At 61.9% G+C, this 23,368-nt stretch carries 16 protein-coding genes and 1 pseudogene; 10 read left to right on the top strand and 7 right to left on the bottom strand.

Translation table 11 applies throughout. The features are described from left to right. The first annotated feature begins 21 nt into the window (after positions 1 to 21). The 3 genes from FFS12_RS02985 to FFS12_RS02975 all read left to right on the top strand — a co-directional run bounded on the left by FFS12_RS02985 (position 22) and on the right by FFS12_RS02975 (position 3,238). On the top strand, positions 22 to 951 hold the full coding sequence (locus tag FFS12_RS02985) for a pyridoxamine 5'-phosphate oxidase family protein (protein WP_137885454.1): 930 nt from the start codon (positions 22 to 24) through the stop codon (positions 949 to 951). Positions 952 to 954: 3 nt separating this feature from the next. Further along, positions 955 to 1,818 (top strand): MBL fold metallo-hydrolase, encoded by an 864-nt coding sequence (locus FFS12_RS02980; RefSeq protein WP_137885453.1) that lies wholly within the window; start codon positions 955 to 957, stop codon positions 1,816 to 1,818. A 139-nt stretch (positions 1,819 to 1,957) separates the two neighbouring features. Next, positions 1,958 to 3,238, top strand: a complete 1,281-nt coding sequence (locus FFS12_RS02975; RefSeq protein WP_137885452.1) for an OprD family porin — start codon at positions 1,958 to 1,960, stop codon at positions 3,236 to 3,238. Positions 3,239 to 3,380: 142 nt separating this feature from the next. Here FFS12_RS02975 and FFS12_RS02970 read toward each other — a convergent pair whose 3' ends face one another. Next, positions 3,381 to 4,589, bottom strand: coding sequence for an ammonium transporter (locus FFS12_RS02970; protein WP_137885451.1), 1,209 nt, complete (start codon positions 4,587 to 4,589; stop codon positions 3,381 to 3,383). Positions 4,590 to 5,052: 463 nt separating this feature from the next. Between FFS12_RS02970 and FFS12_RS02965 the strand changes: the two are divergent. After that, positions 5,053 to 5,241: pseudogene (locus FFS12_RS02965) on the top strand (diguanylate phosphodiesterase); the annotation flags it as partial. A gap of 134 nt (positions 5,242 to 5,375) precedes the next feature. Here FFS12_RS02965 and FFS12_RS02960 read toward each other — a convergent pair. After that, positions 5,376 to 5,756: a DoxX family protein gene (locus tag FFS12_RS02960; protein ID WP_137885450.1), complete on the bottom strand. Its 381-nt coding sequence runs from the start codon at positions 5,754 to 5,756 to the stop codon at positions 5,376 to 5,378. Positions 5,757 to 6,086: 330 nt separating this feature from the next. On the opposite strand from FFS12_RS02960, the gene FFS12_RS02955 reads away from it, so the two are divergent. The 3 genes from FFS12_RS02955 to FFS12_RS02945 all read left to right on the top strand — a co-directional run bounded on the left by FFS12_RS02955 (position 6,087) and on the right by FFS12_RS02945 (position 10,278). Next, a complete protein-coding gene (locus FFS12_RS02955) occupies positions 6,087 to 7,418 on the top strand; it encodes a deoxyguanosinetriphosphate triphosphohydrolase (protein WP_137885449.1) in 1,332 nt (443 codons plus the stop codon). Positions 7,419 to 7,515: 97 nt separating this feature from the next. After that, complete coding sequence (locus FFS12_RS02950; RefSeq protein ID WP_137885830.1) at positions 7,516 to 8,571, top strand: FUSC family protein; 1,056 nt, start codon at positions 7,516 to 7,518, stop codon at positions 8,569 to 8,571. 261 nt (positions 8,572 to 8,832) lie between these two features. Beyond that, the gene (locus tag FFS12_RS02945) at positions 8,833 to 10,278 is read left to right on the top strand and encodes a transglycosylase SLT domain-containing protein (protein WP_372239447.1); all 1,446 of its coding nucleotides are present in this window, start codon (positions 8,833 to 8,835) and stop codon (positions 10,276 to 10,278) included. A 55-nt stretch (positions 10,279 to 10,333) separates the two neighbouring features. Here the strand turns inward: FFS12_RS02945 and FFS12_RS02940 are convergent, their stop codons facing one another. Further along, a complete protein-coding gene (locus FFS12_RS02940; RefSeq protein ID WP_137885448.1) occupies positions 10,334 to 10,681 on the bottom strand; it encodes a YggL family protein in 348 nt (115 codons plus the stop codon). Positions 10,682 to 10,933: 252 nt separating this feature from the next. On the opposite strand from FFS12_RS02940, the gene dacB reads away from it, so the two are divergent. After that, positions 10,934 to 12,391, top strand: a complete 1,458-nt coding sequence (gene dacB / locus FFS12_RS02935) for a D-alanyl-D-alanine carboxypeptidase/D-alanyl-D-alanine-endopeptidase (protein WP_137885447.1) — start codon at positions 10,934 to 10,936, stop codon at positions 12,389 to 12,391. Between the two features lie 75 nt (positions 12,392 to 12,466). Here dacB and rlmKL read toward each other — a convergent pair whose 3' ends face one another. Beyond that, positions 12,467 to 14,728, bottom strand: coding sequence for a bifunctional 23S rRNA (guanine(2069)-N(7))-methyltransferase RlmK/23S rRNA (guanine(2445)-N(2))-methyltransferase RlmL (gene rlmKL / locus FFS12_RS02930; RefSeq protein ID WP_137885446.1), 2,262 nt, complete (start codon positions 14,726 to 14,728; stop codon positions 12,467 to 12,469). A 643-nt stretch (positions 14,729 to 15,371) separates the two neighbouring features. On the opposite strand from rlmKL, the gene rmf reads away from it, so the two are divergent. Then, complete coding sequence (rmf, locus tag FFS12_RS02925) at positions 15,372 to 15,587, top strand: ribosome modulation factor (RefSeq protein ID WP_119954295.1); 216 nt, start codon at positions 15,372 to 15,374, stop codon at positions 15,585 to 15,587. Positions 15,588 to 15,908: 321 nt separating this feature from the next. Here the strand turns inward: rmf and FFS12_RS02920 are convergent, their stop codons facing one another. Together FFS12_RS02920 and FFS12_RS02915 are read right to left on the bottom strand one after the other, a co-directional pair. Next, positions 15,909 to 16,934 carry a quinone-dependent dihydroorotate dehydrogenase gene (locus FFS12_RS02920; RefSeq protein WP_137885445.1) on the bottom strand — a complete coding sequence of 342 codons (1,026 nt, stop codon included), beginning with the start codon at positions 16,932 to 16,934 and terminating at the stop codon, positions 15,909 to 15,911. An 88-nt stretch (positions 16,935 to 17,022) separates the two neighbouring features. Continuing rightward, a complete protein-coding gene (locus FFS12_RS02915) occupies positions 17,023 to 17,244 on the bottom strand; it encodes a DUF2835 family protein (protein ID WP_137885444.1) in 222 nt (73 codons plus the stop codon). A 150-nt stretch (positions 17,245 to 17,394) separates the two neighbouring features. Between FFS12_RS02915 and FFS12_RS02910 the strand changes: the two genes are divergently transcribed. Then, entirely contained in the window at positions 17,395 to 18,273 is an 879-nt protein-coding gene (locus FFS12_RS02910; RefSeq protein WP_137885443.1) for a DUF6685 family protein, read from the top strand. A gap of 132 nt (positions 18,274 to 18,405) precedes the next feature. Here the strand turns inward: FFS12_RS02910 and FFS12_RS02905 are convergent, their stop codons facing one another. Then, positions 18,406 to 23,283 (bottom strand): NAD-glutamate dehydrogenase, encoded by a 4,878-nt coding sequence (locus tag FFS12_RS02905; protein ID WP_137885442.1) that lies wholly within the window; start codon positions 23,281 to 23,283, stop codon positions 18,406 to 18,408. Positions 23,284 to 23,368: the final 85 nt, after the last annotated feature.

The raw sequence follows: 23,368 nt of genomic DNA, 5'->3' as shown, positions 1-23,368 counted from the left end.
CATTCCAGGAGCAGTTGCGCGATGAACAGTCCCTTCCATCCCGGCGAGCAGGCAGTCCAGGCCCAAGTCGGCGTGCGCGAAAAGGTCGAGGAAATCGGCAAGCGGGTCATCCGCAGCTTTATGCCGGAACAACACCGCGAGTTCTTCGCCCAGCAGCCCTGGCTGTTAGTCGGCAGCCTGGCGAGTGATGGCCAACCGCAGGCTTCATTAGTGTGGGGCGCCCCCGGGTTTCTCCATTCGCCCGAGCCGACTCGCCTGCGGATCGATGCCCTAGCGCAAAGCGATGACCTGCTGGCCACCAACCTGGTCCCAGGTGCGCGCCTGGGCCTGCTCGGTTTGGAGCTGCCAACCCGACGGCGTAATCGGCTGAACGGGACAGTCATCGCGGCTGATGCCAAGGGCTTTAGCGTCGAGGTCGCCCAATCCTTCGGCAACTGTCCGAAGTACATCCAGGCCCGTAGCTGGCAAGCGGTCGCACGCGAACCTGGGCCGCTGGAACTGGGTGTAGGCCTGGATCAACGCTGGCTCGCCCTGGTGACTCAGGCCGACACCTTGTTTATCGCCAGCCATAACAGCGATCCACAGGCCGGCGGGGTCGACGTGTCGCACCGTGGCGGCGCGCCGGGCTTCGTCAGCCTGGCCGCCGACGGTCGTTTATGGCTGCCGGACTACAGCGGTAACTTGCTTTTCAACACCCTCGGCAATCTGCTGCTGGAGCCACGCTGCGGCCTGCTGTTCGTCGACTTCGACAGCGGCGACCTGCTGCAATTGGAAGCCCGCGCCGAGCTGTATTGGCCGCAGCAGCTGGCGGCACTGGGGCAAACGCTGCCCGCCGGTGCCGAACGTCTGTTGGCGCTTACCCCCGGTCGTTGGCGCCTGCGCCGAGCGCGTTTGCCACTGGCCTTCGGCGCCCCCAGCGCCTCGCCTTTTCTTCCCGTACAAGGAGTCTGAACCATGCGTCTATTGAGCCTTGCACTACTCACCCTGCTGAGCCTGACGAGCCTGCCCGGTGCCGCCGCGGGTCTGCGGTTCAGCCTGGTGAGAACCGCCGAAGCCGAAACCCTCGACGCCTTCACGGTTGAAGGTGGTCAGTGGACCAAGAAAGTCACCCTCAACCATGTCGCGGTGCTGATCGAGCATCACGCCGCCACCCTGCTGTTCGACACCGGCCTGGGGCGTCAGATCGACAGCCAGTTCGCCGAGATGCCGATGTGGGACAAGCCGCTGCTACAGTACGGCCCCGTCGTGCCAGCGCGTGATCAGTTGGACCAGGACGGCATTCGGATCGACCGCATCCTGCTCTCCCACGCCCATTGGGATCACGCCTCGGGCCTCGCCGATTTCCCGGAAGTGCCGGTGTGGGCGCCCTACGAGGAAATCGAGTTCAGCCAGATCTCGACGCCGCCGGCGGTCCTCCCCAGCCAGTTCAAGCACCCGGTGAAATGGCTGCCCTTCACCTTCCAGTCGCCTGCTTTCATGGGCTTCCCGGCCAGCCTGGATATGTTCGGTGATGGCCGCGTGGTGTTGGTACCGCTAACCGGCCACACACCAGGATCGGTGGGGCTGTTTCTGACTCTGGAAGACGGCCGCCGCTACTTCTTTACCGGCGACGCCAGCTGGCGCCTGGAGGGCTTTACCGGCCCCCGAGAAAAATTCTGGATCAGCCGCAATATGGTCGACAACGACCGCGATGCCACGCGCAAGGTGTTGGAGCAGGTGCATCAGCTGATGGCCAAGGAGCCAAACCTCACGGTAGTGCCGGCCCATGACACCAAGGTGCAGCAAAAGCTGGGTTTCTATCCGCACTGGGTCGAATGATTAATCGCGCTAACGTCCTGAATCCGGGGCCTGCCGACTAAGGTCTAAAGGCTCCCAGCGTCTCTCTCGTGGTTTATTCCACCCGCCGTAACAGTTCGGTCACAACCCCTCTGTCCGCACCCACGAGAAGACAACAACAATGAGCCCCCTCAATAATGAGCACCCCCTCGCCCATGCCGTGGCTCTTGCCACCCTGGGCGTCAGCCTCACCCTGCCGAACCTGGCACAGGCTGAATTTATCCAAGACAGCAAAGCCAGCCTGGAGCTGCGCAACTTCTACATGAACCGTGATTTCCGCCAGGAAGGCGGCAACAAGGGCCAAGCCAAAGCAGAAGAATGGGCCCAGGGCTTCCTGCTGCGCATGGAGTCCGGCTACACCGAAGGCACCGTCGGCGTGGGTGTCGATGCCCAGGGGCTGGCCGGCTTTAAACTCGACTCGGGTGGCGGCACCGCCGGTACTGGCCTGCTGGAACCCGACCGTTCCGGCGGCTCGCAAGACAACTATTCGGAGCTTGGCCTGACCGCCAAGCTGCGCGCCTCGAAAAGCGCCCTGAAAGTCGGCACCTTGATGCCCAAGTTGCCGGTCCTGCAAGCCAACGACTCGCGCCTGATGCCGCAAACCTTCCAGGGCGGCCAACTGAACTCGATGGAAATCGCCGGCCTGACCCTCGATGCCGGCCAACTGCAACAGGTCAACTATCGCGACTCCTCGGACTACGAGGACATGACCATCAACGCTGGCGGCCGCCGCAACATCGTCTTCCAAAAAGGCCTGACCAGCGACCAGTTCAACTTCGCCAGTGCCAGCTACAAATGGAATGACCAGCTGACCAGCGCATACAGCTACGGCAACCTGGAGCAGTTCTACAAACAACAGATCGTCAACTTGGTGCATGTGCTGCCGATTGCCGACAAGCAGTCGCTGAAGAGCGACCTGCGTTACGCCCGCTCCACCGATGACGGCAGCAGCAACGTCGACAACCAGGCCTTCGGCGCCATGTTCACCTACGGCCTCGGTGGTCATGCCTTCGGCCTGGGCTATCAGTCGATGAGCGGCGACACCGGCTTCGCCTATGTCAACGCGACCGACCCCTTCCTGGTCAACTATGTGCAGATCGGCGACTTCGCCAACAAGGACGAGAAGTCCTGGCAGCTTCGCTACGACTACAACTTCGCCGCCATCGGTATTCCGGGCCTGACCTTTATGACCCGCTATCTATCCGGCGCTGATGTCGACCGCGGCGCCGCCCTCTCCGACGGCAAGGAGTGGGAACGCAACATGGACATCGCATACGTGCTCCAGGATGGCCCGCTGAAGAACCTCGGGGTGAAATGGCGTAACGCGACCACCCGCGCCAACTTCGGCAACGACCTGGACGAAAACCGCCTGATCGTCAGCTATAGCCTGCCGCTCTGGTAAACACCTGAATGTAGGCTGGGTAGAGGTGCCACGCCGAAACCCAGCGCGCGGAAGATGCTGGGTTTCGCTGCGCTCTACTCAGCCTACAAACGGAAAAAAGCCCGCTCAGTTGAGCGGGCTTTTTCATTCCGGGGCGAACGGCTCAGTCCTGGCTGACCGCCCCGATCTTGTGCACCGATAGGTCGGCACCGTAGTACTCCTCCTCCTGGCTCAGGCGAATGCCGAGCAGCGCCTTCAACAAGCCATAGACCAGGAAGCCACCGGCCAGTGCCACCAGCACCCCGAGCCCGGTGCCGATCAGCTGGCTGAACAGACTAACGCCACCCAGACCGCCCAGTACTTCCTGGCCAAACACACCGCAGGCGATACCGCCCCAGACGCCGCACAGTCCATGCAACGGCCAGACGCCGAGCACATCGTCGATGCGCCACTTGACCTGAGTCGCAGTGAACGCCCAAACGAACAAGCCGCCGGCGATCACCCCAGTCATCAGCGCACCAATCGGGTGCATCAGATCGGAACCGGCGCAGATCGCCACCAGACCGGCCAAGGGGCCGTTGTGCAGGAAGCCCGGGTCGTTACGCCCCACGAACAACGCCGCCACGGTGCCGCCGACCATCGCCATCAGCGAGTTGACCGCCACCAGGCCACTGACACCCGCCAGGGTTTGCGCACTCATCACGTTGAAGCCGAACCAGCCGACAATCAGAATCCACGAACCCAGCGCCAGGAATGGAATGTTCGACGGCGCGAAAGCCACCAGGCGGCCTTCACGGTAACGGCCATCGCGGCTGCCCAGCAGCGTCACCGCGCCGAAGGCCAGCCAGCCGCCCATCGCATGCACCACCACTGAACCGGCGAAGTCATGGAAGCTCGCGCCAAAGCGCGCGGCCAGCCAGGCTTGCAGGCCGAAATTACCGTTCCACACCAGGCCCTCGAAGAAGGGATAGATGAAGGCCACGATCAGCACCGTCGCGCACAGCTGCGGGCCGAACTTGGCGCGTTCGGCAATGCCTCCGGAGATGATCGCCGGAATCGCCGCGGCAAAGGTCAGCAGGAAGAAGAACTTCACCAACGCATAACCGTGGTCCGCCGTCAGCGCCGTCGCCGGCACCAGGAAGGTCACCCCGTAAGCCACCCAATAGCCGATAAAGAAGTAGGCCAAGGTCGACACGGCAAAGTCGGAGATGATCTTCGACAGCGCGTTGACTTGGTTTTTCTGGCGTACCGTACCGACCTCAAGAAAGGCGAAGCCGGCGTGCATAGCCAACACCATCACGGCGCCGAGCAAGATGAACAGGGTATTGGAACCGTGAACCAGGGTTTCCACGGCACTATTGAGATTTTCCATCGGCGAAGATGACTCCGGCGGCAAAGGAAAAAGCACCAAAGCAGCTCAGCTCAACCAATTACGCACCATCCTGATGCTTGCATGCACCAAATAAGCCCAATAGAGCGACCCGTTTTGGTACAAGCGGTATTGGCAGGAAACTCGAGTTTTTAGTCTTTTTCTTTATTTTTCATCTAGTTGAAGCAAGGTTTGCGGACTTATCCAATCAACCGAAATGCCCAAACAAAGGGCGCCTTGCTTCCGTTATGCACCAGCGCAATGCAATCGTTGTACCAGCACGGTTCGCAGGAACCCTCGGCTTCGCAGCGGACTCGCCCCCTGACGAAGCCAGCAACGGAGACATCGGCCTGAATTCTCCCCGCGCCGGATCGGCCGCCTGCGTCCCAACCGGCCCCGGCCCAACCGCAAACAACTTGAATAGCAAGGCGTGCCGCCCGAACGCGTGGTGTTCGACATCACCGAACTCGGCCACAACTGATCCTCGCGCCCCTACTTCTATCAACTACTCGCCGAAGGCTGGGACGAACGCCCACTGATCCTCTCCACGACCTATCGCGACGCGATCGGCAACCCGTACTGCCTGACGACCGGGCAATTTATCGACAATGGGCGACGGTTGTTGCTGCTGGATATTGATGCGGCGGGGTTGTAGCGATAGCGCAAAACTCGAGCGTAGGCTGGGTAGAGCCGCTTTTGGCGAAACCCAGCCTACGGATACCGCGTTTGCTAACTCCCAAGTCCAATCGACGCCAAACGCCACAGGCGTTCGGCGCCGGCTGGAAACTCTTACTTGGCGCGCCAAGCATCGACACTGAAGGCGCCAGCCCCCTGCACGTAGAGCAGAAGAAAACCGCCAGCTATGGCGAAGTTTTTCATAAACATGATCATCTGCATTTCATCGCTCCAGTTGCGATGAAAGATCAGCGCCGCCGCCAGACAAAATCCAGCCAGCGCCAGAGCGGCCCAGCGGGTAAGAAAGCCGATGATCACTGCAAGGCTAGCGCCGATTTCCAGCGCGATCACCAACGGCAGCAGCGCACCGGGTACGCCCATGCTCTCCATATAGCCCTGCGTGCCTGCGTAACCGGCACCGAGCTTGCCCAAGCCAGCGAGCAGGAAAATATGGGCGAGGAACAGCCGCGCGACCAAGACGATTGCATTATTCATACAGCCTCCTGTTGAGAGAAAACCGCTTTATCCAGCACCTAACATCGAGCTCACCGAGCTGCTTTAGTGGCTCCGCCCATGTAGGGGGGTGCATATGGGGAGAAACACAAACTAGCGAAACAACCCCCAGTACTGGCGGGATGCCTCCATTCGCACCTTGATTTGACCTTAGCAACGCTACACGCCGCTCGCCACCCGCGGCCAGATTGAGCGTCGACAAGACAGTGCCTATACGCCAGGCCTAATGCCACGGCGAAGCCTGGAGACTTGCAGCCAAGCGCCGGAACCCCGAAGCTAGGGCCATCAGCCACTGAACGGCGAGGACAGGCCTTGGACTGGCAAACACTGCTTAACCGTGAACGTCTCGGCAAACCCGCGCATAGCGCTAATGAACTGGGCCGCAGCCCTTTTCACAAAGATCACGATCGGATCATTTTCTCCGGTGCGTTTCGCCGCCTGGGCCGTAAGACGCAGGTGCATCCGGTCTCCAGTAACGACCATATCCACACCCGCCTGACCCACTCGCTGGAGGTCAGTTGCGTCGGCCGCTCGCTGGGGATGCGGGTCGGCGAGATGATCCGTGATGCCCTACCCGATTGGTGCGAGCCGAGTGATCTGGGCATGGTCGTGCAGTCCGCCTGCCTGGCTCACGACATCGGCAATCCGCCCTTTGGCCACTCCGGCGAAGACGCCATCCGCCACTGGTTCCAACAGGCCGCCGGGCGCGGCTGGCTGGAGGCGATGAGCGAGGCCGAGCGGCGCGACTTCCTCAACTTCGAGGGGAACGCCCAAGGTTTTCGCGTACTCACCCAACTGGAATACCACCAGTTCGATGGGGGCACGCGGCTGACCTACGCGACCCTCGGCACTTATCTGAAATACCCCTGGACCGCTCGTCACGCCGAGGCCCTTGGCTATAAGAAGCACAAGTTCGGCTGTTACCAGAGCGAACTGCCGCTGCTCGAACAGATCGCCCACAAGCTCGGCTTGCCGCAGATAGAGGACGAGCGCTGGGCGCGCCATCCGCTGGTGTACCTGATGGAGGCGGCGGATGACATTTGCTACGGCCTGATCGACCTGGAAGACGGCCTGGAGATGGAACTACTCGACTACGCCGAGGTGGAGTCCGTATTGCTCGGATTGGTCGGTGACGATCTGCCGGAAACTTACCGCCAACTGGGCCCGCAGGACTCACGCCGACGCAAGCTGGCGATCCTCCGCGGCAAGGCCATCGAACACCTGACCAACGCCGCCGCCCGGGCCTTTGTCGAGCAGCAGGATGCGCTGCTCGCCGGCACCTTGCCAGGCGATCTGGTCGAGCACATGCACGGCCCAGCCAAGCGCTGCGTACTGGGTGCAAAAAATATGGCGCGGGAGAAAATCTTCCAGGACAAGCGCAAGACCCTGCATGAGATCGGCGCCTACACCACCCTGGAAATTCTGCTGAATGCCTTCTGCGGCGCGGCGCTGGAGCAACAGGGCGGGCGCACGCCGTCGTTCAAGCATCGGCGCATTCTCGATCTGCTCGGCAATAACGCTCCGGACCCAGCCTGGCCGCTGCACAAAGCCTTCCTGCGCATGATCGACTTTATCGCCGGGATGACTGACAGCTACGCCACGGAAATGGCGCGGGAGATGACTGGGCGCTCCAGCCCGGTGTGAGGTGGCGTGGTGTTGGGGGTGACAGCGCCGAGCGACACCTATGCTAGACAGGGGAATCACCCGAGTGGCTTTTGGCAACTTTTAGAGATTGCTGATGATGCGTAAGGTCTTGCGGCAAGCCTTCAACTGGCATTCCGGGCCGCCGGCCTGGGGCCCGGCCATGGTCGCCGGCCTTGGCTGCGCCCTGCCCTTGTTACTGGGCCTGCTCAGCGCCCACCCAGGTTTTCTCTGGACCTCGGCGGGGGCCTTTCTAGCGGCTCAGGCTAATCCGCTACAGCGCTTCGGCATGTTGCGCATGTTGCTGCTGACCGGGCTCGGGGCCTGGAGTGCTGGCCTGGGGTTCTGGGGCGCGGATCAGCCCTTGATCAGCTTGGCGCTGTTCTCCAGCTACGGCTTCCTGCTGGCCTGGCTGCAACGTTTCGGTGCGGAAGCCGGCAAGCTCGGCCTCGGCCTCGCGCTGTGCCTCTGCCTGGGGCAAGGCCAACATGGCCTTGGCAACCTGAATAATCCTTATGCAGTGGGCATGCTGTTCATCCTCGGCGGGCTCTGGGTCACTCTGCTCGCCTTCGGTCTGCGCGGCCTGCACGGCTTACGCATGTGGCCGCGCATGCCACGGCTGTTAGGTCTGTTGAAAGTGCTGCGCCGGCATGCCCGGCGCTTACCGCAACAACAGTGGCGGTTGCACGCACTGAGCAGCACCTTGGCCTTCGCCCTGGCTGGCCTGACGGTCGAGCTGGCCGAGCTGTCGCGCGGCTATTGGTTGACCCTGACGGTGATCACCACCCTGCAGCTGGAGTTCCAAGGCAGCCTGGTGCGCGCCCTACAAGCCAGCCTCGCCAGCCTCTGCGCGGCAGCTCTGTTGATTTATCTCGGCCACAGCCTGCAAAGCCCGCCGCTGATGGTGGCCACCATGTTGCCGCTGATTGTCCTGAGCCGTACCTTCCAATCCCATAACTACGGCCTGTTCGTGCTGCAGAGCACATTGTGTTTCGTACTCCTGGCCGAAAGCTTGTCGCAGGATTGGCACCTGGCGCAGGTGCGGCTGTTCAACTCCTTAACCGGCGTCGCCATAGCCTTGTCGGTGGCCCTGTTGATATACGGCCTGCGGCAGTATCTGGCAAAACACCCCACTCCGGCGCCAGACGCGCCCTAAACCCTCTACCAGCGCATCCACGAAATACGCACGCGCTTCGAGCTCTTCAAGCGCGATGTCGGGGGCAGTTACTGGCAAGCGCTGGTGCAAGTCGGAGCAAATCGATGCGGTCGACCCAATCAGCATCCTCACCAGGGCCGGACTAAGCTGATGTGACCGGTCTGCGCGACTGGGGGTTGGCAGTCGGCCCGTTCTCACGAGTTCTGGAGCAACGTCATGCGTGGATGCCCCGCCTGGTGCCGCGATGCGATGCGCCTGTTCATGATCATCGCCATCAGCTGCTTGGCCCTGACCGGTTGGGCCGCCGACGAACTACCCAGCCCCGAGCTGACCCGCGCCGAGGAAGCCGAAGTCGACGCCATGGTGCTGCCGGTGCCGGATGCCTGGATCGGCGACTTCGACGGCATGCGCAAACGCCGCCTGATCAGGGTGCTGGTGCCCTACAGCAAGACCTTCTACTACGTCGACCGCGGCCGCGAGGGCGGGAGCGCCTACGAGTCGGGCAAGGCCCTGGAAACCTGGCTAAATCGGAAATACCCGCTCGAGGGTAAAGCGCTGCGTTGGCGGGTGATGTTTATCCCGATGGCCCGCGACAAGCTGATGCCCAGCCTGCTGGAGGGCCTTGGCGATATCGCCGCCGGCGGCCTGACCATCACCCAGGGCCGACTGCAGACCGTGGACTTCGCCGATCCCTTCGCCAGCGGTATCCGCGAAGCCCTGGTCAGCAGCCCCAACAGCAAGCCGGTCGGCAAACTGGAGGAGCTGTCCGGCCAGGAAATCATGGTGCGCGCCTCCAGCAGCTACTTCGAAAGCCTGAATGCGCTCAACCAGCGCTTCAAAGAACAGGGGCTCCAGCCGATCAAGGTCCTGCCGGCCGATGAAAACCTGGAGTCCGAAGACCTGCTGGAAATGGTCAACGCCGGACTGATCAACGCCACCGTGGTCGACCGCTATATCGCCGGCATCTGGCAGCCGCTGTACCAGGACATGGTCGTCCACGACGAGTTCTACCTGAAGGCCGATGCTGAGATCGCCTGGGCCATCCGCAAGAACAGCCCGAAGCTGAAAGAGCTACTCGCCGGCTTCGTCAAACAGCACGGGGTCGGCACCGCCTTTGGCAATACCCTGGTGCGCAAGTACGCGAACAATCCCAAGCGGGTGCTCAATGCCACCTCGGAAGCCGAGCTGCAGAAGTTCAACGAAATGCTCGGGCTGTTCCGCAAACACGCCGACAGCTACGGCTTCGACTACCTGATGCTGATGGCCCAGGGCTTTCAGGAGTCCCAGCTCGATCAGGGCGCGCGCAGCTCACGTGGCGCGGTGGGCGTGATGCAGCTGCTGCCGAGCACCGCGGCGGACCCGAGCGTGGCGATTAAAGGCGTAGACAAGAGCGCGGACAAGAACATCGAGGCCGGCAGCAAGTACATGCGCCTGCTCGCCGACAAGTATCTGAACGACCCCGGACTGACTCCGACGAACAAGACCCTGATGACCTTCGCCGCCTATAACGCCGGCCCGGGCAATCTGCGCAAGTTCAGGCGGCTGGCGGAGAAGTCCGGGCTCGACCCGAACATCTGGTTCCAGAACGTCGAGCACGCCGCCGCCCGCGTGGTGGGCCGCGAGACGGTGGATTACGTCGGCAATATCTACAAGTACTACGTCGCCTACAAACTGGTGCAGGGTCGGCAAAAGAAGACGCCGCCCTGAGTTTGACGGCCAGGGAGTAGCGTAACACCAAGGGGGCCATATGGCCCCCTTGGTGTTACGCGTGTTGCGAGTTGATCGCGTTGTCCGGGTACCAGACGTCGATCAACGGGCTAGCGGTGAAGTCAGTCACTTCGCTACGGCCCTTCAGCCAAGCTTCGACCGCGGCACGCTGCTCTTCGCTGACCGAGCCACGCTTAGCCAGGCATACCAGGCCATAGTCATCGCCGCCAACATAACCCAGACCATTGCCGGTCATGGCTTCACCCAGGAACTGGTCGAGGAAAGCGTCAACGGCCTCGTCGGCCAGATCTTCTTTGAAGTTCAGGTTCAGCTCAAAACCCAGCTCCTGGAATTCATCCACGCAGAGTTTTTTGCGCAGACGGCGGGAACGGTTAGTAGCCATGGAACAATCCTCAAGAGTGATAACGCGCGGCACTTTAGCAGTTTAGCCACCGACTTGCCCGACTCTCTGCCGCAGGCGACTTCACCTGCCCGCAGAAAATAGCGCCTTACGCTAGTCGCAGAGCGGCGCAAGCACCTTGGGCTTCGGGCATAATGCGTAGCACTTTCCCAAACTGCTGTGGGAACCCGCGACCATGTCATCTTTCTTCATGTCATCTTTCTTTTTTGGCCCTTGCCTGAAGGGTTTCTGCCAATGATCAAAACACTTCGTCACCTGGCATTCGCCAGCTTGCTGCTGCCAATCGCCTTGCCTGTCACCGCGGCGCCGATCAACAACACCCTGCCGCCCCTGATTCAGAAGGCGCTGAAAGCCGGCAAAATTGGCAACGACTCCCTCTCCCTGGTGTTGCTGCCGCTCAACGGCCCCGGCACGCCGACGCTGATCAATGCCGACGTGTCGGTCAACCCAGCGTCGACCATGAAGCTGATCACCACCTACGCCGCGCTCGAGCTGCTCGGCCCGACCCACCAGTGGAAGACCGAGTTCTACAGCGACGGCCCGCTGAAAAATGGGGTGCTGCACGGCAACCTGTACCTCAAGGGCGGCGGCGATCCCAAGCTGAACATGGAGAAACTCTGGCTGTTGATGCGCGACCTGCGCGTCAATGGCGTACAGCAGGTCACCGGCGATCTGGTGCTCGACCGCAGCCACTTTATGCAACCGCAGTTGCCGACCTTCGATGACGATGGCGGCGACGAGAACAAGCCGTTCCTGGTCGGCCCGGACTCCTTGCTGATCAACCTCAAGGCCGTGCGCCTGATCAGCCGCGCCGAAGGCGGCAAGGTCAGCGTGGCCATGGAACCACCGCTGACCAACGTGCGTATCGACAACCGCGTGAAGGCCCTGGGCAAAGGCAAGTGCACGGGCAATGTCCGCTTCAACCCGGTCAGCCAGTTCGACGGCACTACGCTGGTCGTCACCGGGCAGCTGGCGGAAGGCTGTAGCACGCAGGCCTATCTCTCGTTACTCGATCACCCGGGCTACGCCGCGGGCGCCGTGCGCGCCATCTGGCAAGAGCTGGGCGGCAGCATCCTCGGCAAAGACCGCATTGACGCCGTACCGAAGAACGCCACCCTACTCGCGCGGGCCTTCTCCCCCGATCTGGTGGAAATCATCCGCGACATCAACAAATACAGTAACAACACCATGGCCCGGCAACTGTTCCTCAGCCTCGGCGCACGGTTTCGGAACGCCGAGGATGGCGACGACGCTAAGGCTGCACAGCGAGTGATCCGTCAGTGGCTGGCCCGCAAGGGCATTACCGCGCCACACTTGGTGATGGAGAACGGCTCCGGCCTGTCGCGCGCGGAACGGGTCAGCGCACGGGAAATGGCCACCCTGCTGCAAGCCGCCTGGAAGAGCCCCTACGCCGCCGAATACATCAGCTCCCTGCCCCTGGTCGCGATGGACGGGACCATGCGTAAACGCCTGAAACGCACGCCTATGGCGGGCGAAGCGCATATCAAAACCGGCACCTTGAACACCGTGCGCGCCATCGCTGGCTTCAGTCGCGACAGCAACGGCAATAGCTGGGCGGTCGTCGCCATTCTCAACGATCCACGGCCGTGGGGCGCCTCGGCGATCCTCGATCAGGTACTGGTCGATCTGTACCGCCAGCCGAAAGCCAGCGCTAACACCGCACAGCGCTGAGCCCAGGCGCACCACTAAAAAGGCCGCCCTGCTTTACGCAGTGCGGCCTTTTAAATGCCTCACGACAATTCGTGCTTAACGCGCAGTCAAGCGCCAGGCCCGATGAATCTTCGCATTGCGCGCGAAGTCCGGGTCCAGACTTGTCGCACTGATTTCCTCCACCGCATAGCGCGCCGCCAAGCCTTCATCGAGCTGGAATTTGCGGAAGTTATTGGAGAAATACAGCACCCCACCGGCCGCCAAGCGCGCCATGGCCAGGTCGAGCAACTCGACGTGGTCACGCTGCACGTCGAACACCCCCTCCATGCGCTTGGAGTTGGAGAAAGTCGGCGGGTCGATAAAGATCAGGTCGTACTCCTCGCGATCCGCCGCCAGCCAGGTCATCACGTCACCCTGCTCCAGGCGGTTCTTGTCGGAGAAACCGTTCAGCGCCAGGTTGCGCCGCGCCCAGTCGAGGTAAGTCTTCGACAGGTCGACGCTGGTGGTACTACGCGCCCCGCCCTTGGCCGCATGCACGGTGGCCGTGGCGGTGTAGCAATACAGGTTGAGGAAGCGCTTGCCGGCGGCCTCACGCTGGATGCGCAAGCGCAGCGGGCGATGGTCGAGGAACAGACCGGTGTCGAGGTAATCGGTGAGGTTGACCAGCAGCTTCACCCCGCCCTCGCTGACCTCGGTAAAACGCCCCTGAGTCGCCTGACGCTCGTACTGCTTGGTGCCGCTCTGGCGCTCTCGGCGCTTGATGATGACTTTCGCCTTGTCGACATTGAGCGCCTGGGGAATCGCCGCCAACGCATCGAACAGACGAGCCTGGGCCTTCTCCGGGTCGATCGAGCGCGGCGCTGCGTATTCCTGCACGTGTACCCAGTCGTGATAGAGATCGATCGCCAGGGCATATTCCGGCATATCGGCGTCATACACGCGATAGCAGTCGACACCTTCACGGCGAACCCATTTACCCAACAACTTAAGGTTTTTCTGCAGACGATTGGCGAACATCTGCCCGCCTTCGCTCAAGCGCGCCTGCTCGACTAGCGCTGGCGCCTGCTGGTTTTCAACCTTTCTGTTGTCAACCTTTCTGTTGTCAACCTCTGGCTCCGACTGGCCTAACGCGGCCTGTTCACGCTCGCGTTCGCGCTGCTCGGGAGTGCGGCGCTCACCGGTGACGAACTGCTCGGGCTGCACCTTGATCAGCAACAGCTTGCAGGGCAGCGCGCCGTTCCAGAACGCGTACTGCTTGTGACTACGAATACCCATGCGCTTGCCCAGATCAGGCGCACCGGTAAACACCGCCGCCTCCCAATTCATGCAGGCCTGACGCAGACGCTCACCGAGGTTTTGGTAGAGGTACAGCAGGCTCGCTTCATCGCCCAAGCGCTCGCCATAGGGCGGGTTACAGACCACCAACCCGGTCTGATTCTGATCCGGACGCGGCTCGAAAGTCGCCACTTCGCCCTGGTAAACCTTGATCCAGTTCGACAGCCCGGCGCGCTCGATATTGTTGCGCCCCGGCTGAATCAGCCGGGGATCGGCCTCATAACCACGAATCCACAGCGGCGGCTTCGCCAACCCAGCTTCGGCGCGGGCCAGGGCCTCGGCATGGAGCTTTTTCCACAACGCCGGCACATGCCCCAGCCAGGCCGAGAAGCCCCAGCGCTCGCGCTTGAGGTTCGGGGCGATGTCCGCCGCGATCATCGCCGCTTCCACCAGAAAAGTACCGACACCGCACATCGGGTCCGCCAGCGCACCGCCCGCCGCGGCAATTCGCGGCCAACCCGCGCGGATCAGAATCGCCGCAGCGAGGTTTTCCTTGAGCGGCGCCGCGCCCTGCTGCAGGCGATAGCCACGTTGGTGCAGGCTGTGACCGGAGAGGTCGAGCGAGAGAATCGCTTCGCCGCGGTCCAGACGCAGATGGACGCGCAAGTCCGGGTTCAGCTTGTCGATCGAGGGCCGCTCGCCCGCGGCAGTGCGCAGCTTGTCGACGATCGCATCCTTGACCTTCAGCGCACCGAAGTGGGTGTTGTCGATACCGGAGCCATTACCGCTGAACTCCACCGCCAGGCTGCCCGTCGGCTCCAGGTGCTCGGCCCAGTCGACCTCTAGTACGCCCTGGTAGAGATCGTCCGCGTTGCTCATGGGAAAGCGCTTGAGCACCAGCAACACGCGGTTGGCCAGGCGCGACCAGAGGCACAGGCGGTAAGCCGTTTCCAGCTCGGCGAAGCCGCGGATCGCCGAGGTGTGCTCGCGGGTTTCCTCCAGCCCCAGGCCTGCTGCTTCTTCAGCGAGCAGCCCTTCCAAGCCCTTGGGGCAGGTGAGAAAGAGTTCGTAACGATCCGACATGTGGGTATCCAGTGCCTAAGCAATGTGCGGCGGGCAGTTTGTACTGCGGCGCCAAGGTTAAAAACCGTGGTTCTACCCAACGGCTCCGCGACACCAGGATGGGTCGCCTATCGAACAAAAGCCAAGGCCTGAGTTCGATATCAGCCAAGTCTGGTCGCGTTGCAACTTGCCGGGAGCCTAGTAGCAAGCCCCACGCCGCGCCTGCTGCCAGACTTAGTGTGTTCGATACAATTACGCGCTGTTCTGTCCAATTTTCGAACAGCCGGGCAAAGCTTAATAAGCGGCGAAGGGCGACAACGCGACCCTTCGTCGGAATAAATACAGGATGCGGCCGCGAAACATTCGCGAGGGCAGAACGACTTCATAGTCGCCTGCACCCGCATGCCTCCTGAGTTTAAGCAAAAAGCCCAGGATCGGCGGGTCAAGCCTTATGGCCTCACTCCTAAAAACGTTACGCGCTTATGACAAAACGATCATTCCCACGGCCGGTGTCATTCGTTAGAAATCAACTCAGGCCAACGCCGCAATGGTGACGGCAGGAGACCCGCGACGCCGGAAGCGGGTTCCACTGGTAGAAGCTTTCTACCAGGCCTCGACACGGGGCCAATAGGACATAACAGTCAACAAGTGAGGGCAACACCCTATGAGAAGACTTAAGCGTGATCCTTTAGAACGAGCGTTTTTACGCGGTTATCAATATGGCATCCATGGTAAATCTCGCGAACTGTGTCCATTCACCCTTCCGTCCGTACGCCAAGCCTGGATTAACGGCTGGCGCGAGGGTCGCGGCGACCAGTGGGACGGCATGACCGGCACCGCCGGTATCCATCGACTCAACGAACTTCACGCTGTCGGCTGATCACGCTGTCGGATAGTAAGGACCACCGACTCCGCTTTACCATGCACGCCCCATCCGGGCGGCGGGCGAGAGCCCAGGGGCTCCTTAGGGGAGCCCTTTTTATTGCCTGTCATTTTAGAACCTGTTCAATATCTGCTGCGCTTGACCATGCTGCGTTGAAAACAGGCTCGGAATGCTCATTTACCACTTGTAGACTCCGCCTCCTCGCCTGTTTGACTCGCTGGCGCTCGCCCTTCGGGCCAGCCTGCGGCTGTTACTCCGCTTCGCTTCGTTGCGCCTTGCCTGACCTGCGCTCGCGACGATCTTGAACAGGTTCTTAGATTACTGCCGCGGCAGCGCCGCAATAGCGTCCACTGCTTCGCGAATCAGCGCCGGGCCCTTGTAGATAAAGCCGGAATAGATCTGCACCAAACTGGCTCCAGCGGCGATTTTCTCAGCTGCGTGCTTGCCTTCGGTGATACCGCCAACGGCAATGATCGGCAGACGCCCCGCCAACTCAGCCGCCAGCACTTGCACCGTATGCGTGCTCTTGTCGCGCACCGGCGCGCCGGACAGGCCACCGACCTCAGCGCCAAACGGCAAACCTTCGACACCTTCACGCCCGAGGGTGGTGTTAGTCGCAATCACCGCATCCATGCCCGAGTCCAGCAGCGCCGCGGCGACCTCGACGATCTCGGCATCGCTCATATCCGGAGCAATCTTGATCGCCAGCGGAACCCGCTTGCCCTGCCGCTGAGCGAGGACTTCCTGGCGTTGGCGCAGGGCTTCGAGCAACTGTTTCAGCGAGTCGCCAAATTGCAGGCTGCGCAGGCCGGGAGTGTTCGGTGAGCTGACGTTGACGGTGACGTAGCTGGCCTGGGCGTAGACCTTGTCCAGGCACAGCAAGTAATCGTCTACCGCGCGCTCGACCGGCGTATCGAAGTTCTTGCCGATGTTGATACCGAGCACACCGTTGAACTTGGCAGCTTTGACCCGCGCCAGCAGATGATCGACGCCATGGTTGTTGAAGCCCATGCGGTTGATGATCGCTTCGGCTTGCGGCAAGCGGAACAGCCGTGGCTTTGGGTTACCCGGCTGCGGACGCGGGGTGACGGTACCGATTTCGACGAAACCAAAACCCAGTTGCGCAAAGCCATCGATGGCATCGCCGTTCTTATCCAGGCCGGCCGCCAAACCCACCGGATTCGGGAAGTCCAGCCCCATCACGCGCACCGGCAGGCTGGCCGGCGCCTTGCTCAACAGGCCATTCAAACCCAGACGGCCACCGGCGCCGATCAGGTCAATAGACAGCTCATGAGAGGTTTCCGGGGACAGTTTGAACAGCAGCTCGCGGGCCAGGGTATACATGGGCAGGCTTAGCTCGGTAATGGGCTGGGAAAGTTAGCCGATGATTATAGCCGCCCGCAGCCCCGACAGGCGAGGCAACCGCGACCGATCAGCCCAGGCGACGCAGGCTCAGCGGCTCACCGGCAACACTGAAGCCCAACTCGAAGGAAGCGTAGACGCCTTCATGGGTAAAAAAAGCCCGCAAATGATGAGCCGGTAAACTGACGCGTCGACCGTCACGACTGGGTAACAAGATGCAGTTGGCATGGCCTTGATAGACCACGCGCAAATATTCGGCGAATAAGGCAATATCCGGCTCCAGGCTGGGCATGGAGGCTTCCCCGTAAATGATTGCTGCACTATTGCCACAGGTGGCACCAAGGACAGCGGGCCGCGACCGTCACTTGGCCAGCAAAGGCTGTGCAACGGGCGTTTTCGTCTGCCACACTGGCACCGGTAACCCTGGAATTCGCAGTTAGCCATGAGTCCGAGCGAGCACCCCATAACGCTGACCGCCCGCCTGACGGCCCTGGCCCAACGCCTTGGCCTGACCAGCCGTGCGCCCCGTCAGGTACTGGAACGTGCCAGCGTTCTACGCTTGCCGTTCCAGCCGTTACCGCAACCCCAAGAACAGATCTGGTGGCACACCGGCCCACCGCTGCAACGTTTGGTCGACTTACCGCGCAACGCCCTCTCCGGTCCGGTACAAGAAGACAAGGCGCAAGCCCACTCGATGTTGATCCGCGTGGTGGAACAGGAGCAGCAACAGCTGAGTTCCTTCGACCTGCGCCTGATCGACGGTCTCTGTGGCAGTGACCCGGATGCGCAGCCGTATGCCAACTTCGAGGACTACAGCACAACCCCAGCCTGTCGCGGCATACGCATCATCAGCTACAAGGATTTCGTCAAAACCATCAGCCAAGCCTTGCCGCGCTTCCTCGTCGGCGAGCCGATCGGCCTGCGTCAGGCCAGTTGGTACGGCAAACGCATGTTCTGGGCCGGCGAGCAACATATTGAAGCGTTCGCCTGCGCCATCGCCTACGCCCGGCGGCGTGGCCTGGAGGCAACCCTGCCAGCCGAGCTAACCCGCTATCGCTTACGCCCCAGCGGGCTCAACCAACTGCAAGAGCGCTATCACGTGCTGGCCATGCCCGTGCAAGCCTGGAGCGATCCTGCCTTTATGGGTCTGCTGCTGGATAACGGCCTGCCCTATGCGCGCCTCTCGCTACTGCGCAATCCAGGCGCCCCGGAGTTCCTCCTGCTGCCGAAACACAACCCGGAGGCCACCGCCCTCGGCGAAGGTTTGCGTCTGGCTGGCGCGCCGGATGTGGTGGCTTACCTGCGCCAGCTGAAAGCCTGAAATCTGCGACGGCTGATCCACAGCAACCCGTCTGCGCCTGCTCCTCACTCCACCCACAATAAAAAGCCCCGCACTAGGCGGGGCTCCGGGTTTTCAACGGGGTTTATTCAACCACGTCGGGCAGCTAACCCATCAAGGAATACAGGTCCCATGCTGACTGCTCTGCGCCAGGTCGAGTAGCTCACGGTTAGCCACCGCGTACATCGCGTAGTCGGTAGTGGTCGCCGCACGCAGCTCGGTGAGCATGGCACGCCAGCGCTCGACCAGCGGACGATGCTGCGCCAGCCAAAGCACCGCACGCGCTTCGATATCTGCAGGGCCATCGGCCATTTGCAGAACCGAGACAGTGATTGCCCGTTGCTGCCAGTCCAGATCGTCGCGGAAGGCTTCCCGCGCCAGCGCCTGCCAGTTGTTTTCCACCGACAAACTGGTGATCTGTTGCAGATACCAGGACAGATCCAGCGCACCGCCGAGCGCGAAGTACGCCGCCGCCACTTGAGCAGGATCCTGCCCGGTGACATCCGCGGCCTCGATGATCGGCAACAGCGTGTACAGATGGCTGGTCCCCGCCACTACCCGCGCCAGTTCCTCCGGCACACCGGCTTCGACATAACCCTGGAAGCGCGCCAACCACTGCTCACGCGCAGGGCCTTCGAGCAACTCATCGAGGCGCCCGGCCAGCGCCTCGAGGCGTGGCGCGAAGTGACCAACGTCACGCGCGGCATCCAGCTCATTGCGGCGGCTACGCAGGAACCAGCGGGTGGCACGGCGACCGAGACGCATCAACTCGTCCATCAACTGCAGTTGCAGCTCGGCCGGCACTTGGTAGTCCAGCGCCTCGATCTGCTGCCACCAGTACGGCAGGCGGAACACATCGCGGACGATGACATAGGCCCCGGCGACGTTCGCCGCACTCATGCCGGTGGACTCCTTCAAGCGCTGCACGAAGGTGATGCCCATGTGGTTGACCAGATCGTTGGCGATCTGCGTGCTGACGATCTCGCGCTTCAGACGGTGACGACGCATGGCCTCACCGAACTTCTTCGTCAACAGCGGCGGGAAGGCGGTTTCCATCTCCCGGGCCAGATAATCATCGTCCGGCACCAGGGACTTCAGCAGCGATTCCTTGAGGTCGATCTTGCTGTAGGAGATCAGCACCGACAGCTCCGGCCGGGTCAGGCCCTGGCCGTTGGCGATGCGCTCGGCCAGCAGTTCGTCAGACGGCAGGAACTCCATCGCCCGATCCAATTTGCCGGCGCTCTCCAGCGCCACGATCAGGCGCTTGTACTCGCCGATCCGCTCACGGGCCCGGCGTTGGGCCAGCGACAGCGCCTGGGTCTGCTTGTAGTTGTTGCCCAACACCAGGTTGCCCACGGCGTCGGTCATCTCCGCCAGCAGCTTGTTGCGCTGCTTACCGGTCATGTCACCGGCGGCAACGATCTCGTTGAGCAGAATCTTGATATTCACTTCGTGGTCGGAGCAGTCCACACCGCCGGCGTTGTCGATGAAGTCGGTGTTGCTGGCGCCACCGTTGAGGCCGTACTCGACGCGACCGAGCTGGGTCATGCCGAGGTTGCCGCCCTCGCCCACCACCTTGGCGCGCAACTCGCGGCCATCGACCCGCAGGGCGTCGTTGGCCTTGTCGCCGACGTCGACGTGGCTTTCAGAGCTGGACTTGACGTAAGTACCGATACCGCCGTTCCACAGCAGATCGACCGGGGCCTTCAGCAGTGCATTGAGCAACTCGGTCGGCGTCAGCTTGTCGGCGCTAATCTCGAAACGCTCCTGCATCTCCGGGCTGATGGCGATGCTCTTCGCCGCGCGCAGGAAGATGCCACCGCCGGCAGAGATCAGTGAGCTGTCGTAATCCGCCCAGCTGGAGCGCGGCAGATCGAACAGGCGCTGGCGCTCGACAAAGCTCTTCGCCGCGTCCGGGTTGGGGTCGATGAAGATGTGCTGGTGGTTGAAGGCCGCGACCATCAGCAGCTTCTCCGACAGCAGCAGGCCGTTACCGAACACGTCACCGGCCATGTCGCCGATGCCAATCACCGTGGTGTGATCCTTCTGCACGTCGATCCCGCACTCGCGGAAGTGCCGCTGCACCGAGACCCAGCCACCCTTGGCGGTGATCCCCATGCCTTTGTGGTCGTAGCCGGCGGAACCGCCCGAGGCGAACGCATCGCCGAGCCAGAAACCATAGTCCGCGGCGATACCGTTGGCGATATCGGAGAAGGTTGCCGTGCCCTTGTCGGCCGCGACCACCAGATACGGATCGTCTGCGTCATGCCGCACCACATTGAGCGGCGGCACCACCGCACCTTCTTTCAGGTTGTCGGTGATATCCAGCAGGCCGGAGATGAAGATGCGGTAGCAGGCGATGCCTTCGGCCAGGATCTCATCACGGCTGCCACCGATCGGCAGGCGCCGTGGAATGAAACCGCCCTTGGCGCCGACCGGCACGATCACCGCGTTCTTCACCTGCTGGGCTTTGACCAGGCCGAGCACTTCGGTACGGTAGTCCTCTTCCCGATCGGACCAGCGCAGCCCGCCGCGGGCAACCTTGCCGCCGCGCAGATGCACGCCCTCGACCCGTGGCGAATAGACGAAGATCTCGAACATCGGCACCGGCTTCGGCAATTCCGGAATCGCCCGCGGATTGAATTTGAAGCTGAAGTAGGACTTGTTCTGCCCCTGGGCATCGGTCTGGTAGAAGTTGGTCCGCAGCGTGGCTTTGATCAGATCCAGGTAGCGCCGCAGGATGCGGTCTTCGTTGAGCACCGCCACATCATCCAGCGCGGCCAGAATCGCCTGTTCCAGTCGCTGCTGCTTGTCCGCCAGATCGTCCGCGGTCAGCTTGCGCGCCAGGTAGAAACGGGTTTTGAACAGGCGCACCAGTTCCTTGGCGATATCGACATGGTTGAGCAAGGTGCTGGCGATATAGCTGAGATCGAAGCCCAGGCGGATCTGCTTCAGGTAACGCGCATAGGCCCGCAGCAGCGCCACGTCACGCCAGGGCATCGCGGCGGTCAGCACCAGGCGGTTGAACGCATCGTTCTCGGCGGCGCCACCGACGATCTGCACGAAGGCATCCTGCAGCGTGTCATTGAGCTGCTGGATATCCACCTCCAAAGCCTCACCCTGCCGTTCGACGTGCGGAGTGAAGGCGAAGTCGTGAATCCAGAACTCGCGGCCACTCTGGTGCTGCAGGCGGTAAGGGAATTCGCCGAGGACGCGCAGGCCGAGATTTTCCAGGATCGGCAGCACATCCGACAGCGCCAGCGGCGTGTCGGCGTGATAGAGCTTGCAGTGCAGCTGCTGCTCGCCGGCAGTCAGCGGCTGGTAGAAGCTCATCACCAGCGGACGTTCGTCCGACAGGCTGAGCAGGTGCTGCATGTCGACGACCGCCGAATGCGGGGCGAAACGCTCGCGGTAGCCGGCCGGGAAGCTTTTCGGGAAGTCGGCCAGCACCTTGGTGCCTTTCGCCTCGCCAAAGCTCTCCACCACCAACCCGGCGTAATCGTCCTTCCAGGAGCGGCAGGCCTGAATGACCTCGCGTTCGATCTGTTGCGGGTCGATCTGCAGCTTGGTCTTCGGGTCGATGCGCAGAATGAACTGCACCCGCGCCAATACCGACTCGGAGAAGTAGGTCCAGAACTCGCAATCGGTCGCCTGCAGACGGTCCACCAGCACCTGCTGGATGCGCATGCGGGTTTCGGTGGAGTAGACATCCCGCGGCACATAGGCCAAGGCGTAAACGAAACGGCCGTACGGGTCCGCGCGCAGGAACAGGCGGATCTTGTTGCGTTCCTGAATCTGCACTATCGCCAGGGAGGTGCTGTACAACTCGTCCACCGGGGTCTGGAACAGGTCATCGCGGGGCAGCACTTCCAGCACCTTGACCAGTTCTTTGCCCAGGTGCCCCTGTGCGGTGAAGCCGGAGCGCTGCTCGACCTCGGCGACTTTGCGGCGGATGAAGGGGATTTCGCGCACGCTTTGGCTGTAGGTGATGGAGGTGTAGATGCCCAAGAAGCGGCATTCCTTGAGCACCTTGCCCTTGGCGTCCAATTCGCGGATAGAGACGAAATCCGGGTAAGCCGGGCGATGCACCCGACTGGGCTGCGCGGCCTTGGCAAAGGACAGCAGCACCGGCTCACGCAGGTACTTCACCGCGTAAGACTCGATGTGCAGCTCTTCCTTCTTCAGCCCGGCGCGCAGGCGCTTGGACAGGCCCAGCAACGAGGTCTCGTCGTAGACGATGTGACCACCGTCGGTCTCATCGACCACGGTGAACTCCTCGTAGCCGAGGAAGGTGAAGTGATTGTCCAGCAGCCACTCCAGAAACACCTTGATTTCCGCCAGCTCGGCGCCATCCACCTTCAGCTTGGCCTTGCCCAGCCAGGCCAGCAGCTCCTCGGCCTTGGCGCGCATCGGCAGGAAGTCGGCAACCGTCACGCGCACTTCTTCCAGCACTTCCAGCAGGGCGTGCTCCAGCGCGCGCAACTCGTTGGCATTGGCGCAGCGGTCGATCTCCAGGAAAATCAAGGATTCCTGCAGCACATCCTTGCCCAGGGTGCCTTTGGGCAGGACTTCCAGCAGTTCGCCTTTCTTGTTGCGGCGCACGCTGAGCACGCTGTTTTGCAAGGTATGAATGCTGTGACCGCGGCGGTTCAGCTCCATGCGTACCGAGTCGACCAGGAACGGGACATCCGGATGCAGCACTTCCACCGCGGTGTGAGTGGATTGCCAGCCGTGCTTCTCATAATCCGGGTTGAACACCCGCGCCTCGGGCGCGGCGTGATCGAAGCGCTCTAACAGTCGCCAGGCCGACAAGGTGCAGCCAACCAGGTCGGAAAGCCGGCGCTGGGTCAGCTCATCGAGGGCGATGATGCCGAAGAACTGCTCGGCGAACAGGGCCACTTGTGGCAGCGCCTGCTCGCTAACGTGCTGCGCCAATGCCGCTTGCAGTTGATGCTGGAAGTCGGCTTTGCTGGCCGCCGTAAAGAACGCCATGGTTGTGCTCCGCTGGGCTTGTTATTCGAGTGGAAATGACTGGCCACGACTGCCGTGGCTCAACAACAGTGCCGTGGTTCAAGAA

Origin of the sequence: Pseudomonas sp. 2FE (assembly GCF_005503735.1) — a bacterium.
Lineage (GTDB): Bacteria > Pseudomonadota > Gammaproteobacteria > Pseudomonadales > Pseudomonadaceae > Aquipseudomonas.
The sequence above is the reverse complement of the archived record's forward strand: the minus strand, read 5'-3'. Positions and strand labels throughout refer to the sequence as shown.